Here is a 15,731-nt window from a genome sequence, read left to right as displayed (position 1 = left end):
TGCGCCGCCTGATGCCGCGAGTTTTCGCGACCACGCTCGGGCAGATTCTCGCGATCGTCGCGGGCTCGTCGGCGGCGACGCTGTTGCTCTTCATCGTGTTGCTGTTCTATCCCGGCGCGCCGCCGAGCCCGCCGTGGCCGTGGCAGACGTCGTATCGCATCGTCGCGCTGGTGGACATGCTGAGCGCGACGCCCGACGCGGACCGCGTGCGCGTGCTGGCCGCCGCCGATCGCGCGCGCATGACGGCGAAGCTCGTCGACGATGCCGTCATCTGCAAAGGCTCGACGCTCGACACGCACGATCTCGAAGCCGCGCTCAGAGCGGAACTGCACGCGGGCGCGGCGCTGACGGTGCGAACGTGCGATGCGCGTCAGCCGACGCAGAATCTTCAAGTGCTGATTCCCCTCGGCCAGCGCACGCTGGAGATTCGCACCGACCGCAACGAACGCGAGCCCGATCGCTTCACGATTCCGTTCTTCGGCGCGCTCGCGTTTCTGTGCGTGGGCGTCGCGGGATTGTCGGCGTGGGCGGTGTCGCGCGTGATTCGCCCGTTGCGGCGATTGTCCGAGAAAGCCGATGCGTTCGGCCGCGACATCACCGTTGCGCCGATCGATGAAGAAGGACCGCTCGAAATCCGCCGCGCCGCGCATGCGTTCAACCGTATGCAGGAACGCATCGCGCGCTCGATGCAAAGCCGCACGCGCATGCTCGCCGCGATCAGCCACGATCTGCGCACGCCGCTCACGCGCATGCGCCTGCAGCTCGACGCCGAGAAGAAAGAGATCGAGCGTGCCAAGCTGCTGCGCGACATCGATCTGATGCAGACAATGGTGAGTTCCGCCCTCGCATTCCTCACGAGCGATGCGGGCGCGGAGAAAAAAGAGTGGCTCGATCTCGGCGCGCTGCTCGGCACGCTATGCGACGAATACGCGGAGTCGGGCGCGGCGATCCGCTACGACGGGCCGGATCAGATTCCGTTCTTCTGCAAGCCGGATGCGATCCAGCGCGTTCTCACGAATCTCATCGACAACGCCATTCACTTCGGCACGGAGATCGTCGTGACTGCGGCGCTCGATGCAGGCAACGTGGTGATCGACGTGACCGACGACGGGCCGGGCATTCCTGCAGATCGCCTTCAGGACGTGATCGAGCCGTTCGTGCGCCTGGACCCGGCGCGCGCGCAGCGGCCCGGCAGCGTGGGCCTCGGGCTGTCGATCGTCGATGACATCGTGCGTTCGCACGGCGGCACGCTCGCGCTCATCAATCGCGAGCCTTCGGGCCTGATCGCACGCGTGACGATGCCCGCATCGAACTGAACGTTCGCTCAGATTTCGAGCTTGTATCCGACGCCGTAGACCGAGACGATGATCTCGCCCTCGGGCCGGACGTCCTGCAGCTTGCGGCGCAGATTCTTGATGTGGCTGTCGATCGTGCGATCCGTCACCACGCGATGATCCGCGTAGACGTTATCGAGCAGAAACGAGCGCGGCAGTATTCGGCCCATCGACACATGCAGCAGATGCAGCAATCGGAATTCGATCGGCGTGAGGCGCAGTTCGTGGCCGTCGAGCGTCACGCGATGAAACTGCGGATCGATTTGAAGCGCACTGGCCGCCGCGCCGCTCGCGGTTGCGTTCGCGCCGCCCGCGCGACGCAAGATCGCCTTCACGCGCGCGACCACTTCACGCGGGCTGAACGGCTTGCACACGTAGTCGTCCGCGCCGGTTTCGAGTCCGAGCAGACGATCGATCTCGTCGATGCGCGCCGTCAGGATGATGACCGGCAGCTCCGAAAACGTCCGTAATTCGCGGCAGATATCGAGTCCGCCGCGGCCCGGCAACATCAGGTCGAGCAGCATCAGCGAAGGCGGCGTTTGACGCACGAACGGGATGACCTGCGCGCCATCGGCGAGCGTCGTCACGATGTAACCCGCGACGCGCAGATAGTCGGCGAGCACGGCGGCCAGCTTCGGCTCGTCCTCGACGATCAGGACATGGGCGGGAGAAGTTACGGGCATCGCTTACTCGCGGAGGGAAGGAAAGCGCGCGGTGATCGACACGCCGCCGTGCGCCGAATCGTCCGCGCGGATGCTGCCGCCATGCGCCGTGACGATCGCCTTGCATAGCGAGAGCCCGAGTCCCGCGCCGCCGCTTTGCCGGCTGCGCGATTCGTCGACGCGATAGAAACGGTCGAAGAGATGCGGCAGCGCGGACGTCGGCACGCCCGGCGACGAGTCCTGCACGTTGAGCGTCCAGTCGTCGGGTGCGCCCGCGAGCGCGACGCGCACGCGCCCGTTCGGATCCGTGTAGCGCAGGGAATTCTGCAACAGGTTCTTCAGCAATTGCACGAAACGCGCGGCGTCGACATCGACATCGGCGGAGGCGAGCGCATCGCTGCATTCGACATCGATGGCGAGCCGCTTCGCGCGGAACGACTGACGCATCGCATCGACGGACGCGCGCGTGAGCGCGTTCACCTGCGCGGGCGCCTTGCGATAGCGCAGCATGCCGACATCGCTCAGCGACAGGTCGTACAGGTCTTCGATGAGCTTGTTCAGCGCCGCGACTTCCGTCTGCAGCGAGGCGAGCGATGCGGCATCGAATACATGCACGCCGTCTTCGATCGCTTCGAGTTCGCTGCGCAGCACGGCGAGCGGCGTGCGCAATTCGTGCGACACGTCCGCGATGAACTCGCGCCGGCAACGTTCCGCGCGCTCCAGCGAATCGGCGAGCGAGTTGAAGTCCGATGCGAGCTTGTCGAGCTCGTCGCGATTCTTCGCGGGCACGCGAATCGAATAGTCACCGCTCGCGAGCCGATGCGTCGCGGCCATCACGCGGCGCACCGGCACGAGCACGAGGCGCGCGAGCACCATCGCGACGACGGCGGCGAGTATCACGGCGACGCCGCCGATCTGCCAGGTCGCGCGCATCTGCTGCGCCTGAAACGCGATGTCGGCGGCGTCGGTGAGCGGCGTCGGCCCGGCGGTTGCGAGCCAGCCGACGATCTTGCCATGCACGCGCACGGGCGACGCGGGCGCATCCGGCGGCGGCGGCTCGTTGGTGGATGCGACGAGCGCGCGATCCGCATCGAACAGCGCGGCAGGCGGACGTTCCCGTCCATGCCCGCGCACGCGATCCGCCGATTCGATTTCGGGCGCTGTATTCAGCGAATCGCGCAGACGTGCGGATTCGGGCGGCGCGAAAGGCGACGGGTTCGGCAACGCGTTCGAAGGACGCATGCCCCAGTGCGGACCGTGCCACGGCTCGCCGAGCGGCCCGAGGATGCGCGCCACGCTCCCGCTGCCCGGAAAGCTGCGCCACGCGCTCGGCACGGTCGCGCGCATGTCTTCGATCTCGCGCCGCACGAACTGCTCCTGTGCGTCGTCGAGCAGCGCGAGCCATGCATCGTCGTTGCCGCGCAGGAACGCCCAGTTGCCGTGCGCGGCGTACTCGCTCGCGACCTTCGCCATCACGGCGCGTTCGCGCCCCGCATCGCGTTCGCGCACGTAATGCAGAAAGCCGTTCTCGAAGCTGACGCGCACGGCGTAGCCCATCGTCAACGTGATGACGAGACACGCGACCAGCACGAGCAGAAAGATCTTCGAGGCGATGCCAAAACGAAACTTCAATGAGGAACCCTTCGCGTGGCAGGCGGATTGAATGACGGCCGATTCTAGTTGATGCGGCCTTCGTCACGCAGTTTCCTCGCGAATCTCCACGACTTCTCCACTTTTTCTCCATGCTGGATGCGGCATTGATCGCTAACGTCGCTGGCAATCTCAAGGGAAAACCACGGAGTTACGCCATGCCACGCACCGAACCAAAGGAGGCCGATATGAAGCGCCCGTCCTGGCCCGGACGAAGTTCCGCCGATGTAGCGCAGATCGCCGACGAACCCGCGACGAAACTGCGCGGCTGCCGCCTTTCCGCGCCGATCGTGCAGCCGTGGGGCGCGTCCTGCCGTGTCGTCGAATGGATCAACTTTCGCGGCGAACGCTCGTTCATCGCGGTGCATGTGAGCGCGACGGAACCGGAAATCCGCGAGCGCATGCGCCTGCACGCCAACGGCGAACGTCACGTCGCGCTCGATGCGGCCGCGCTCGGCCGTCCGAAGCTGCGGAGGGCGTAACGATGATCTCAGGTACGCACGAGCCGCATCGCATTGTCATCGTCGAGCCGGATGACGGCGTTCGGCAAAAACTGCGCGCATTTCTTTCGAGCTATTACCCGGCGATGCGAACGATCTCGAATGCAGAGACGCTCGCCGTCGAGATCGAGCACACGAAGCCTTCGCTGATCCTGCTCAGCAACGAACTGACCGACACGCCCACGGCAGCCGTGCTCTGCGATCTGCGCACGCTGCATCCGGATATCGCGGTGCTCGTCATCGGCGCGCCGCACGGCTGGATGGACGCCGTCACCTGTCTCGATCTCGGCGCCGACGACTTCGTGCAAATGCCCTGCAACGAGCGCGAGATTCTTTCGCGGATGCGCAATCTGTTGCGTCATCGCGCGGGGCGTGCATTGCCGGTCACGCCTGGCGACGGCAAGCTGCGCCTCGGCGACTTCGTGCTCGATCCGGCGAAGCGCACGCTGAAGCGCAAGCGCGTGGCCATCGACGTACACGACAGGCTCCTCGAACTGCTCGCGTTGTTCGCGCGCAATCCAATGACGGTGATGTCGCGCCTGCGCCTCACGCGTCAGTTGAGCGAGCAGGGCTGCGCGCTGTCCGAGCGCTCGGTCGATGCGCTCGTGTGCCGTTTGCGGCAGATCGTCGAGGACGATCCCGCAGAGCCGCGCCTCATTCAGACGATACGCGGGCGCGGCTACGCCTTCAGTCCGAATGGCGCGAAGCTCGGCGCGGTCATGCCCGCTCATGCGTAGATCGCCGAACCGGGACGGGCCGGGCTCTTCGCCGGAGATTCACGTAAAGAGCCTTAAAACGCGGTGCCGATCTGAAACTGGAACTTCTGATACGTGTCTCCGCTGTGATGCACGATCGGGAAACCGAGGCTCAGCTTCAGCGGGCCGATCGGCGAAATCCATTCGAGGCCCATGCCGTAGCTGTAACGCAGGCCGTTCGATCCGGTGCTGTTGCCTTCGTCGCCCCAGACGTTGCCGCCATCGACGAAGGTGAACACGCGCAAGGTGCGGTCGTAGCCGGTGCCCGGCAACGGGAACGTCATCTCGATGTTGGCGACGACCATCTTCGAGCCGCCGATCGGATCGTTCGTCGTCTTGTCGCGCGGACCGAGCGAGCTCGACTCGTAGCCGCGCACGGAACCGATGCCGCCCGCGTAATAATTCTTGAAGATCGGATACGACTTGCCACCCAGACCCGAGCCATAGCCCGCCTGAAGGTTCACGCCGAACACGAAGCCGCGCGAGAACGAGTGGTAATACTGCGCGGTGAAATCGGTCTTGTAGTACTCGGTGTTGCCGAGCGGCGTGCCCACTTCCGCGTTGGCCTGCAAATAATAGCCGCGGCTCGGCACCAGCGCGCTGTCGCGATGGTCGCGCTTCCAGCTCGCCGTGAGCGGCACGTTGTTCACCACACGGCCGAACTCGCTCACGTAGTCCAGATACGATTGCGGCGTATCCGAATCGGTATTGAAGCGATCCTGCTCGACGCCCGCGCCGAAGTACACCATGTCCGATTCGGAGAACGGAATGCCGAACTTCGTGTCGACGCCCATGCTCACGATACGAAAGCTCGAATCGCTCGAATAGTAGAGCGGATACGTCGTCCGGTAATACGCATCGGTGATGCGCTGAATGCCGTCGACGGTGAAGTACGGGTCCGTCTGCGTGATGCTCAGCGTGCGATACGTCTTCGCCGTATTGACGTTCACGCCGAGACTCGTGCCCGAGCCGAACACGTTGTCCTGCGTGACGCCGGCGGACAGCACGACCTTGTCCGTCGATGAAAAGCCCGCGCCGAGCGTGATCGCCCCTGTCGGTTTCTCTGTCACTTTCATCTGCACGTCGACCTGATCCGGATCGCCTTCGATGGGCACGGTCGTCACATCGACATCGGTGAAATAGCCGAGACGGCTGATGCGGTCTTTCGAGAGCTTGAGCGCCTGACTGTCGAACCATGCGCTTTCGAACTGGCGCATTTCACGGCGCACGACTTCATCGCGCGTGCGCGTATTGCCGATCACTTCGACGCGGCGCACATACACGCGCTTGCCCGGATCGACCTGCAACGTGAGCGCGACCGTGTGATGCGCCTGATCGATGTCCGGCTGCGCGTTCACGCTCGCGAAGGCGTAGCCGTATCCGCCGAGCCTGTCGACGAGCGTCTGCGTCACTTGCTGCAGCTTGTTAGCCGAGAACAGCTCGCCCGGCTCGATGCTCACGAGCCGCGCCAATTCCGCATCGCGCCCGAGCAGATTGCCCGCGAGCTTCACGCTCGTGATGGTGTAAGGCTTGCCTTCGTGCAGCATGATCGTCAGATACATGTCCTTCTTGTCGGGCGAGATCGAAACCTGCGTCGATTCCACGCTGAATTCGAGGTAGCCGCGATCGAGATAGAACGAGCGCAGGTTTTGCAGATCGCCGGTGAGCTTTTCCTTCTGATAAAGATCGTTCTTCGTGTACCAGGAAAACCAGTTGGGCGTGGAGAGCTGCATCTCGTCGTGCAGCGTCTTTTCATCGAACGCGGTGTTGCCGAGAAAATTGATCTGCCTGATCTTCGCGCTCGGTCCTTCGGCGACCGAGAAAAGCAGTTGCACGCGGCCGCGATCGAGCGGCGTCACCGTGGTCGTGACTTCGGCGGCGTAAAAGCCGCGCATCAGATATTGGCGCTTGAGTTCCTGTTCCGCGCGGTTCGCGAGCGCCTTGTTGTAGGTCTGACCCGGCGCGAGTCCGACCGATTTCAACGCCTTCGACAAATTGTCCTTGTCGAATTCATGCACGCCCGCGAACTGAACGCCGGCGATGGCCGCCGCTTCGACGACGCGCACGACGAGCACGTCGCCTTCGGTCGACACGCTCACGTCGGTGAAGAGGCCGGTGTCGTAGAGCGCGCGGATCGCATCGGTGGCTCCCGTCTCGGTGAAGGTGTCGCCGCGCCGTATCTTGAGATTGGCGAAGACCGTCGACGGATCGACGCGGCTCACGCCTTCCACGCGAATGTCGCGCACGATGAAGCTGCTGCCGGCATGCGCGTGCGCGCTGACGAGGGCGCCCGCCGCGACTGCGAGCGAGCGATAGATGTGATGCTTCATGCGGGAACCGGGAAAAGTGGAGAGAGCGGCGCGGGCTTACTGGATCGGTGCATCGCCGATGGCAGGCAGGGACTGGCCGGTCGCCGCGCCGATGACTTCATGGATCTGCAGCGCGCTTTCGCGGCGTATGCGAAAGGAGAGCTGCGCGCCGCCCTGAAGGACGAAGGAGAGAATCAGCGCGCCGGTGCCATCCGCATCGAGCGCGACTTCCCAGCCTGCGCAATGCATCGTGAATTTGGCCGCGCGATTTTTCTTGCGGATTCTTTCCGAGCACGCGATGGCGTGCGCGAGCGCGGCGATCAACTCGTGCATGACGGAGCAATGCAATGCGACCGACGAGCCCGAGGGCGCGTCGACGACGAGATAGCCGCCGTCTTCGCTTAGCCGGAAGCTCGCGAGCGAATCGATGGTGAGAGCCGGGCGCATGTGCGTTCGAAGCGGGTTATCGAAAGCGCACAGTCTATGAAGGCACGACGCGCATTGGGTTACGCGCCTCTTACCGGATGTTGCCCGGGATGCGGCCAAGAAAGCGGCGCATTCAATCGAATGCTTTCCTATAACCACATCATGAAATGCGCGTGATTTTTTAGGCGCTGCGGTCCGATATTTGCTCGATAAGGGCTAGGCTATCCGAATGCCTGATTTACATCGCATGTCTGGAAAAACGTGCATTGCGTGGCCGTCGAAAGCGGCGCGGCAAGGCAGCGCTCGAACGGTCGGGCGTTTCTCCGGGCGTTCGGACCTTGCATCAGCAGATGTGCTTTTAAACGAAGGACATCATGTACTCCATGAGCGGTTTTTTTGTCGAGATCATTCCAGAACACGTACCGGATGACGGCTGGACCGCGATCGCACAGTTCTCGCGCCAGCGAGATTATCGAAAGCACGACGAAGTGCCCAAAGCGACCTTTCCGACCAACGTGGCGTATGGAACACGGAGCGCCGCCGAGCGCGCCGCCACGCAATGGGCACGCGAATTCGTCACGTCTTCGAGCGAAGTTCTCGAATCGTCCTTGCGGCTGGAAGAGGCGGCGCGCAAGGCTCATTGAAGGCAATTGCCTGCAAACGTACTGGGTCGAGTCTTTTCGATCTCAATCCACTACGACAAGATGGATAGGCAGACTCTCTCGAGGATCGACCTCACGCTCACGCAATTCGAGCGTAGAGTTTCCGAACAGGAATAGCGTCAGATTCGTCTACGACAGATCGGTTGCAATGGTAAAGAGTGCATGGCATTGCTTCACGAATTGCAAAACCGCCTGAGATGCCTCCGGCGATATCGATTCGCTGTCGGACAAGACTTCGGGCGCCCCGATGATGACGTGGGTTCATGCTGGATTCAGGCCCCTTGACGCTTCCCATTCGGTCCGTCATCGCGGTCCCGGGCGCACGGGTTGCTGATCGACACACCAGTGCTGACCACTCCCTGTTGCAGGAAGAACGCCATGAATCGCAAATTACGATCGGGAATGATCCACACGCTCGCGTGCGTCTCGCTGTCGGGCGTCACGCTCGCAAACGCCCAGCAAAACGGTGCGCCGCCAGGCCATTCCACATCGGGAAACCAGGCATCCGGGAAATCCGCGGGTGTTGCCGGCGGCGCGGGCGCCGCGGGCCAGTCGGGCACGGACCCGGCCACGCTTAGCCGCATGGAAGAAGAGCGCGTGCAGAAGAACAACGCGCAATCCGCGACGAAGGGCGCATCGAATCCCGGCGCGGGCAAGCGCAAGGACTGGAAGGAGTGACGGCCCGCGTAACGGAGGATCAGGAGCGCGCGCGTCTGCGCAGGCGCATCGGCGCCGATCTGTGGCGCGCGGTGTGGGCCTGGCGCTATCAGACCGCCGCGGCGGTCGCGCTGATGATCGGCGCGCGGCTCGCGGTGGTCGGCGTGCCGCTGATGCTCAAGCGCGTCATCGACGAGTTCAGCCATCCCGCATCGAGCGTCGTCTTTCCGGTCTTTCTCGTCCTCGCCTACGTGCTGCTGCGCTATCTCGGCGATGTGCTCAACGAAGCGCGCGACGTCGTCTTCAGCATCGTCACGCAGCGCACGGTCGCGTCGTTCACCGAGCGCACGTTCGCGCATCTTCATGCGCTCGGCGCGCGCTTTCATGCGCGGCGCGAAACCGGCGCGGTCGTGCGCGACGTGCAGAAGGGCGCGGACGGCATCGGCTTTTTGCTCGGCACATCGCTCTTCACGATCGTGCCGGTGATGATCGAGATCGGCACGATCGTCGCGGTCATGGTGCATGCGTATTCGCTGGAATTCATGGCGATCATCGGCGCGACGTTCGTGCTGTATTCGGTGTGGACGGTCATCTTCACGCGCTTTCGCATGCGCTTCCAGCGCGCGGTGAACGGCCTCGAAGCACAATCGGACGGCCGTCTCGTCGACAGCCTGCTCAACTACGAAACGGTGAAGTTCTTCGCGAGTGAAAGCATCGAAACGCGGCGTCTTTCGAGCGTGCTGGAGCAGTGGGTGCATGCGCGCATCGCCAATCAGCGCGCGCTCACGCTGCTGCATGTCGGGCAGAGCACGATCATCACGATCGGCATTGCGGCGGTGATGTTGCGCGCGGCGCAACACGTCGTCGCGGGCACGATGAGCGTGGGCGATCTCGTGCTCGTCAACGCGTATATCGTGCAGGTGTGCAATCCGCTCAACACGCTCGGCTTCGTGTTTCGCGAGACCAACGACGCGATGGTCAACGTCGAGCGCATGTTCAACATTCTGCTGTCGCGCGGCCGCGTGCGCGAGGATGTCGATGAAGCGCACGCGAAGCCGCTCGTCGTGACGGCGGGCGAGATCGAGTTCGATCATGTCGAGTTCGGCTACGATCCGGCGCGGCAGATTCTGCGCGATGTCGATTTTCGCGCGCATCCGGGCAAGAAGCTCGCGGTCGTCGGCGGCAGCGGATCGGGCAAGTCGACGCTCGTGAAGCTGCTGTTCAGGCTCTACGAGCCGACGGCGGGCGCGATACGCATCGACGGTCAGGACATCTCGCAGGTCACGCAGAACAGCCTGCGCGCGACCATCGGCATCGTGCCGCAGGACACCGTGCTCTTCAACGACACGATCGCCTACAACATCGGCTATGGGCGTCCCGGCGCGACGCGCGCGGACATCGCGCGGGCGGCGCGCGCGGCGCAACTCGACGGCTTCATCGAGCGTCTGCCGGACGACTACGAGACGCGCGTCGGCGAGCGCGGCGTGCGGCTCTCTGGCGGCGAGCGTCAGCGCATCGCGATTGCGCGGGCGATACTCAAGAATCCGCGCATCATCGTGTTCGACGAAGCGACGTCCGCGCTCGATACGCGCTCCGAACGCGCGATCCAGAACGAGCTCGACAGGCTCGCGGAGGGCCGCACGTCGATCGTCATCGCGCACCGGCTGTCCACTGTCGTCGATGCCGACTGGATTCTCGTGATGGAGCATGGACGCATCGTCGAGCAGGGACAGCACGACGAACTGCTCGCGCGCGATGGCGTGTACGCGCGCATGTGGTCGCTGCAATGGCAGCAGGGCGAGCTGAAGCACGCGCAACGCAAGGTGTCCGCGACGGCGCTCGGACTGGATGCGCTCGTCGCAGGCGTGGTCGATGCGCTGCACGACGAGATCGTCACGCGCGGCGTGAATCTCTACACGGTCATCAGCGATCCGGGCTTGCGCGTCTCGGGCGATGCCAGCGTGCTGCAGCAGATCGTGGCCGATCTGTGCCGTTCGCACATGAGCTCGGCGGCGCGCGGCGAGCGCATCGAACTGCGCGTGTTCCGCGAAGACAATCACGCGAATCTCACGGTGATCGGTCAGCGCGCGAGTCCCGCCGATCTGTCTTCGCAGCAGATGCGGCGGCTCGAATCCGCATTGAACGAAATGGGCGGCGGCTTCACGGTGCGCTATATCGACGAGCATGTCGCGTATGTCGCGACGATGCCGCTGCGTCCCGTGCTCGACGATCCGCAAGCGTCCGAAGCCACGCATGACGATGCATTGGCCGGCATCACCGTGATGGTGCTCGACGATCAGGAAGACGCGCGCGATGCGCTCGAAGCCGTGCTCGAATCGGTGGGCGCGCGCGTCATGTCTTGCGCATCGGGCGATGAAGCGCTTGCGCGTCTGCGCGAACTGCCCGGCGCGCAGTGGCCGGACGCGCTTCTGTGCGACATCGTGCTAGGCGGCGAACAGAACGGCTACGACGTGCTGCGACTCATTCGCGAGGAAGAGTCGCGCCGCGGCGCGTCGCTGTCCGAACGCATGCCCGCGATCGCGCTGACGGGACACACGCAGGCGGATGCACGTTCGCGCGCGCAGGCCGCGGGCTTTCAGGCGCATCTGACGAAGCCGGTCGCCGCGCCGAAGCTGATCGCGACGATCGGCGACGTGACGGCGCGCACATCGCTTCGATGAGGGCGGCGCGAGCGCGCGTTCGAATGTGACGATGCAATGCTGCGCCGTTGAACGGAAGCATCAACCTGACGTGGCGATATGGAGCGCGTGACGTCCCTGCATCGCCTCGATGACGCCATGGAAATGCTGCGCCGTGCGACGCAGGCCTTCGTCGAGCGGCGTCGTCGGTGTCCAGCCGAGGGCATCGCGTGCGAGCGCGATATCCGGCTGACGATGCCACGGATCGTCCATCGGCAAAGGCTTGAACACGATCTCCGATGACGATCCCGTCAACTCGATGATGCGCCGCGCGATCTCGAGCATCGAAAGCTCGTGCGGATTGCCGAGATTGACGGGTCCGGTGAGTTCATCGGGCGTGTCCATCAGGCGGATGAATGCGTCGACCATATCGTCGACATAGCAGAAGGAGCGCGTCTGCGAGCCTTCGCCGTACACGGTGATCGGCTCGCCCGAGAGCGCCTGCATCATGAAGTTGGAGATCACGCGTCCGTCCGACGGATGCATGCGCGGCCCGTACGTGTTGAAGATGCGCGCGATCTTGATCGACAGTCCGTGCTGCCGCCGATAATCCATGAAGAGCGTTTCGGCGCAGCGCTTGCCTTCGTCGTAACACGAGCGCGGACCGATCGGATTCACGTTGCCCCAGTACGCTTCCTGTTGCGGATGCACATGCGCGTCGCCATACACTTCGCTCGTCGATGCCTGGAAGATGCGCGCATGCACGCGCTTCGCAAGCCCGAGCATGTTGATCGCGCCGTGCACGCTGGTCTTCGTCGTCTGCACCGGATCGTGCTGGTAATGAATCGGCGAAGCGGGGCAGGCGAGGTTGTAAATCTCGTCCACTTCGACGTAAAGCGGAAATGTCACATCGTGCCGCATCAGTTCGAAATTCGGGCTGTCGAGCAGATGCGCGATGTTGTCCTTCGTGCCGGTGTAGAAGTTATCGACACACAGCACATCGTGCCCGAGCGCGAGCAGCCGCTCGCACAGATGCGAGCCGAGAAAGCCCGCGCCGCCCGTCACCAGAATTCGCTTTCTATAGGCTTCTCTCATGTCGCCTTCATCCTTTCGATGTGTGTGCTAACTGCATACGAAGCGCAGCGTTTCGTCCCAGTCGCGGGCGAAGCGCGCGATATTGAATCGTTCGAGCGCGGTGCGCCGCGCGCCTTCGCCGAGACGCCGCGCTTCGGCGGGATCGCGCAGCAGGTGCTGCATCGCGTCGATGAGCGCCTGCGTGTCGGTATGCACGTAGCCGCTTTCGCCGTTGCGGATCACGGTGGCGAGTTCGGTCGTCGCGAGACCGATGATCGGCATGCCGATCGTCATCGCTTCGACGATGGCGAGCCCGAGGCTCGTCCAGCGAATCGGATTGAAGAAGAAGCGATAGCGCGCGCTGAACGCCGCAAGCTCCAGATTGCCGATCTCGCCGATGCCGCCCGCCGACTGCGCATCCATGCCGACGAGATCGAGCGGCACGCGCGCGGCCGCTTGTGCATAGACATCGTTGCCGAGCCGCCTGCCGCGCTGGCGCAGATGATTGATCACCGCGATGCCGCGTTCGAGTTCGCCGCTATAGCGCACGTCTTCGGGCACGATCACGCCGTGTTCGATGACGCGCGTCGGCGTTTCGCCGCTGTCCCACATCAGCTTGTTGAAGTGCGTGACGTGCACGAGCAGCGTGTCGCGTTCCTGCACCCAGTGCTTCTGTTCGAAGGGGTTTTCCTGCGGCGGATCGTGCTCGATGTAGACGCGCGGCAGCCGGCGTTGCGCGTCGCTCAGCAGATTGATGCGGTCGTCGTCCCATTGACGCTTGTGCTGAAAGAGCACGACATCGAAGGATTGCGACTGCACTTCGCTCGCCGGAATTTCATGCACGTTCGGGCCGAAGGGCAACGCACCCGCCGTGCCCGCATAGCCCGGCGGATAACCGGGGCGCGTGACGAGATAGAAGTCGTGCGGCGCCTGGCTCAGATAGTAAAGATAATTGCCGTGAATATGCCAGGTAAGCACGCGCAGACGCCGGGAACTAGTCGTGGGCATGAAGAAGCGTCTCCTCTCGGACGGTCGATTCAAGCTGGGCGAATGCCGTGTCGATCACGGATTGCACGCTTATGTTCACCGCGCATTCATGACCGTAAGGACACTCGCGAAACGCGCACGGACGGCACGAGGGCCAGTCCGCGAGCACGCGATGACGCGCGTGATCGAGCGGCGCCCAGCGACGTGTATCGCTGCCCGACGCGACGACGACACTCGGCGTGCGCATCGCTGCGGCGACATGCGAAAGCCCCGTGTCGTTGCATACGATGAGCCGCGCCTTCGCGACGAGCGCCGCGAGCGAGCCGAGCGACGTGCGGCCGGCGAGATCGATGCCGGCACCTTGCGCAACGCGCGCCGTCAACGAGGCTTCACCCGCGCTGCCTGTGACGGCGACTTGCCAGCCGCGCCGCGACAACGCGCGCGCCACGTCGGCGAAGCGCTCGACGGGCCATCGACGGGAAGGCAGCTGCGCGCCCGGATGCACGAGCACGAGCCGCTCGCTATCGAGCGCGCACGCTTCGATCAGCGCATCGCATTCGCGATTGTCGGCATCGGTCAGCGGAATCTCGAGATCGAGATCGTTTGCGTCGATGCCGAGCCGCTGCATGAGCGCGGTGTATCGCGCGGATTCGGGCAGATCGTCGGGCCATGGCATGAAGACGCCTTTACGCATGGCTTCGTCCGGCTTCAGAAAGCCCGCGTTCAGACGCGCGCCGATGCCTTCGACGATATCGTTCGCCACGCCGCCGCTTCCATGCAGTTGAATCGCGAGATCGAAGCGACGTGCGCGCATCGCTTGATGAAAACGAGGCAGATGTGCATCTGTTTCCTGCTGCTCGGGAAAACCGATAGCGCCGGGAAACACGATGAGTTCATCGACGAGATGCGCGTATCGTTCGACGAAACTCGCCGCCCAAGGCAGACCGATAAGCGCGATATGTGCTTGCGGATAGGCGCGGCGCAATGCACGCAACGCAGGCACGGCGCACAACATGTCCCCGAGCTGCAATGCGCGAAAGATGACGATGCGCTCGACGTTCATAGAAAGAAGACCCTGAACTTGAACGCGCCGCGTATGCGCCAGTAGATCGACAGATACGGAATGATCGCCGACGTCCACAGCATTTCCGCGACGTGCGACGGCGTGCGCGCAGTCGTCTTCAATCGTTGCATGCTGAACCATATGGTCATTGCGGCCCAGGCAAGCAATGCGAGCGACCCGGTGCGCGGCGCGTGTGCTGCGAACGATCCGATCGCAACGACGAGCGCCGCGAGCATCGCGTAGTACAAAAGCGGCGGATTGCGGCGGATGCGCGTGCGAAACATCGCGGGATACTTTTTGTAGAGCAGTGCATCGAACTGGCTCTTCTTCTGCTGCGATATGCTCACGCCCCAGCGCGCGGGGCGCACCGGATGCAGCACGGTTGCGTCTTCCGCACGCGCGATGACGAGTCCCGCCTTAATCAGCGCGAATTGCAGATCCGAGTCCTCGCGCCACGCCGCCGTAAAGCGCGCATCGAAGCCGCCCGTACGTTCGAGTGCGGCACGCGTGACGAAGGTGTTCGCCGTCGCGAATTCGGCGCTGGCGAGTCCGGCGGCGTCGCGTTCGTAATCGGTCGGGCGTGGTCCCAGCGGCACGACGATGCGGCCCGACACGGCATCCGCGCCCGCATCGAGCGCACGCATGCCATTGGCGATCCAGTTCGGATCGGGAATGGTGTCGTCGTCGGTGAAGGCGATGCGCCGCGCAAGCGATGCGCGCCAGCCCGCGTTGCGCGCGCCCGCCGGACCCTGCGTCGCGGTGACGGGAACGTAGCGGATCAACGGGCCGCGCCGCGCACGCGATTGCGACAGGCGCTGCACGCATGCCTTCGTCGCTTCGTCGGGGCCGTCGTCGCATACGATGATCTCGTAGCGCGCCGGATCGTAGGTCTGCGCCGCGAGCGCCAGCACGCAGCGTTCGAGCATCGCGGGGCGGCGATACGTCGGCACGACCACGGTCACGTCCGGGATGAAATCGCCGCGCGGTATCGCGGGTGCATCGGCCGCGCTCAT

Annotated in this window: 14 protein-coding genes; 6 read left to right on the top strand and 8 right to left on the bottom strand. The window is 64.0% G+C overall.

The window, feature by feature from the left end; all coding sequences use genetic code 11:
* The first annotated feature begins 11 nt into the window (after nucleotides 1-11).
* A complete protein-coding gene (locus NCS03_RS29460; protein ID WP_250504380.1) occupies nucleotides 12-1,316 on the top strand; it encodes an ATP-binding protein in 1,305 nt (434 codons plus the stop codon).
* Nucleotides 1,317-1,324: 8 nt separating this feature from the next.
* Here the strand turns inward: NCS03_RS29460 and NCS03_RS29455 are convergent, their stop codons facing one another.
* Entirely contained in the window at nucleotides 1,325-2,017 is a 693-nt protein-coding gene (locus tag NCS03_RS29455) for a response regulator (protein ID WP_008345351.1), read from the bottom strand.
* Nucleotides 2,018-2,020: 3 nt separating this feature from the next.
* On the bottom strand, nucleotides 2,021-3,628 hold the full coding sequence (locus tag NCS03_RS29450; protein WP_250530375.1) for an ATP-binding protein: 1,608 nt from the start codon (nucleotides 3,626-3,628) through the stop codon (nucleotides 2,021-2,023).
* 206 nt (nucleotides 3,629-3,834) lie between these two features.
* Between NCS03_RS29450 and NCS03_RS29445 the strand changes: the two genes are divergently transcribed.
* Both NCS03_RS29445 and NCS03_RS29440 read left to right on the top strand, forming a co-directional pair.
* Complete coding sequence (locus NCS03_RS29445) at nucleotides 3,835-4,128, top strand: DUF2866 domain-containing protein (RefSeq protein ID WP_051078953.1); 294 nt, start codon at nucleotides 3,835-3,837, stop codon at nucleotides 4,126-4,128.
* Between the two features lie 2 nt (nucleotides 4,129-4,130).
* Nucleotides 4,131-4,883 carry a winged helix-turn-helix domain-containing protein gene (locus tag NCS03_RS29440; protein WP_250530374.1) on the top strand — a complete coding sequence of 251 codons (753 nt, stop codon included), beginning with the start codon at nucleotides 4,131-4,133 and terminating at the stop codon, nucleotides 4,881-4,883.
* A gap of 53 nt (nucleotides 4,884-4,936) precedes the next feature.
* Here NCS03_RS29440 and bamA read toward each other — a convergent pair whose 3' ends face one another.
* Both bamA and NCS03_RS29430 read right to left on the bottom strand, forming a co-directional pair.
* Nucleotides 4,937-7,231 (bottom strand): outer membrane protein assembly factor BamA, encoded by a 2,295-nt coding sequence (bamA, locus tag NCS03_RS29435; RefSeq protein ID WP_008345355.1) that lies wholly within the window; start codon nucleotides 7,229-7,231, stop codon nucleotides 4,937-4,939.
* 36 nt (nucleotides 7,232-7,267) lie between these two features.
* The gene (locus NCS03_RS29430; RefSeq protein WP_250530373.1) at nucleotides 7,268-7,657 is read right to left on the bottom strand and encodes a hypothetical protein; all 390 of its coding nucleotides are present in this window, start codon (nucleotides 7,655-7,657) and stop codon (nucleotides 7,268-7,270) included.
* Between the two features lie 362 nt (nucleotides 7,658-8,019).
* Between NCS03_RS29430 and NCS03_RS29425 the strand changes: the two genes are divergently transcribed.
* The 3 genes from NCS03_RS29425 (at nucleotide 8,020) to NCS03_RS29415 (ending at nucleotide 11,636) form a co-directional block, all read left to right on the top strand.
* Entirely contained in the window at nucleotides 8,020-8,280 is a 261-nt protein-coding gene (locus NCS03_RS29425; RefSeq protein WP_239295324.1) for a hypothetical protein, read from the top strand.
* Nucleotides 8,281-8,676: 396 nt separating this feature from the next.
* The gene (locus tag NCS03_RS29420) at nucleotides 8,677-8,976 is read left to right on the top strand and encodes a hypothetical protein (protein WP_175982411.1); all 300 of its coding nucleotides are present in this window, start codon (nucleotides 8,677-8,679) and stop codon (nucleotides 8,974-8,976) included.
* A complete protein-coding gene (locus NCS03_RS29415) occupies nucleotides 8,973-11,636 on the top strand; it encodes an ATP-binding cassette domain-containing protein (protein WP_175982412.1) in 2,664 nt (887 codons plus the stop codon). The genes NCS03_RS29420 and NCS03_RS29415 overlap by 4 nt, the downstream gene beginning before the upstream one ends.
* 60 nt (nucleotides 11,637-11,696) lie before the next feature.
* Here NCS03_RS29415 and NCS03_RS29410 read toward each other — a convergent pair whose 3' ends face one another.
* Genes NCS03_RS29410 through NCS03_RS29395 form a run of 4 tightly spaced genes read right to left on the bottom strand, consistent with a single transcriptional unit; the run spans nucleotide 11,697 to nucleotide 15,731 of the window.
* Nucleotides 11,697-12,689 carry a UDP-glucuronic acid decarboxylase family protein gene (locus tag NCS03_RS29410; RefSeq protein ID WP_250530372.1) on the bottom strand — a complete coding sequence of 331 codons (993 nt, stop codon included), beginning with the start codon at nucleotides 12,687-12,689 and terminating at the stop codon, nucleotides 11,697-11,699.
* 27 nt (nucleotides 12,690-12,716) lie between these two features.
* Nucleotides 12,717-13,676 (bottom strand): glycosyltransferase family 4 protein, encoded by a 960-nt coding sequence (locus NCS03_RS29405; protein ID WP_250530371.1) that lies wholly within the window; start codon nucleotides 13,674-13,676, stop codon nucleotides 12,717-12,719.
* A complete protein-coding gene (locus tag NCS03_RS29400) occupies nucleotides 13,663-14,718 on the bottom strand; it encodes a glycosyltransferase family 9 protein (RefSeq protein WP_250530370.1) in 1,056 nt (351 codons plus the stop codon). The genes NCS03_RS29405 and NCS03_RS29400 overlap by 14 nt, the downstream gene beginning before the upstream one ends.
* Nucleotides 14,715-15,731, bottom strand: coding sequence for a glycosyltransferase family 2 protein (locus NCS03_RS29395; RefSeq protein ID WP_250530391.1), 1,017 nt, complete (start codon nucleotides 15,729-15,731; stop codon nucleotides 14,715-14,717). The genes NCS03_RS29400 and NCS03_RS29395 overlap by 4 nt, the downstream gene beginning before the upstream one ends.

The sequence above is a fragment of the Caballeronia sp. ATUFL_F1_KS4A genome, from assembly GCF_023630905.1.
Taxonomy (GTDB): Bacteria; Pseudomonadota; Gammaproteobacteria; order Burkholderiales; family Burkholderiaceae; genus Caballeronia; species Caballeronia zhejiangensis.
Note: the sequence above shows the minus strand (reverse complement) of the source record. Positions and strands in the feature narration are given on the sequence as shown.